This is a genomic window from Hymenobacter rubidus, from assembly GCF_016734815.1.
GTDB classification, from domain to species: Bacteria; Bacteroidota; Bacteroidia; order Cytophagales; family Hymenobacteraceae; genus Hymenobacter; species Hymenobacter rubidus.
In genome coordinates this window covers 1-780 of record NZ_JAERQF010000083.1, presented here as the reverse complement: position 1 = coordinate 780, position 780 = coordinate 1, and the positions used below count along the sequence as shown (strand labels likewise).

General features: G+C 63.6%; 1 protein-coding gene. It reads right to left on the bottom strand.

Annotated elements, in window-relative coordinates; all coding sequences use genetic code 11:
• Positions 1–40: 40 nt before the first annotated feature.
• Positions 41–780 (bottom strand): IS3 family transposase (locus tag JKL48_RS22885; protein ID WP_201987739.1); only part of this gene is annotated, 740 nt, incomplete at its 5' end.

The window sequence follows — 780 nt, the reverse complement described above, 5'->3', positions numbered from 1 at the left end:
TGTACGCTTCCCCGTCAGGTAGGCCAGCGAAAAGTAGAGGTTAGGCGGCTTGACGGAACTCGGTTGGGGTCATGAAGTTCAAGGCTTGGTGGGGCCGTAGATGGTTGTAGTCGTACTGCCACAAGCGGCAGTGCTCGCGCACCTGCTGCAAGGTAGCAAAGAGGTAGCCGTTGAGTAGCTCCCGGCGAAACGAGCCGTTGAAGCGTTCCACATAGGCATTTTGGGTGGGGCTGGCCGGTTGAATCCAGTGCAGCACGATGCCCTGCTGGCTACACCAGTCCTGTAGCAGGTGGCTGATGAGCTCCGGGCCGTTGTCGACGCGCAGCCGCGCGGGTAGACCGTGGCGCTCGACTAGTTGCGCGAGCAGGCGCACGATGCGGGCAGCAGGCAGGGAGAAATCCACCTCGATGCCAAGCACTTCGCGGTTCCAGTCCTCGACCACGTTCAGTGTCCGGAAGCGCCGCCCGTCGGTCAAGGCGTCGCTCATGAAGTCCATCGACCAGCACTGATTGGGGTGCTCAGGCACGGTCAGCGGCTGCTTGATGCGTTCGGGTAAACGGCGCTTCTTGCGCCGCCGGTTCAGCTGCAGCTGGTGGGCCTGATACAGCCGCCACAGCCGCTTGTGATTCACCAACAAGCCGTCTTTGCGCAGCCGGTAATGGTACTTCCAAAAGCCCCACCCGGCATGGCGCTTGACCACCGCCAGCAGTGCCGCCACCACCACATCGTTCGCCGGGCCAGCGGCCTGGTCGCCCCGGCCCGGCGGCGTGGCGAAGCTGG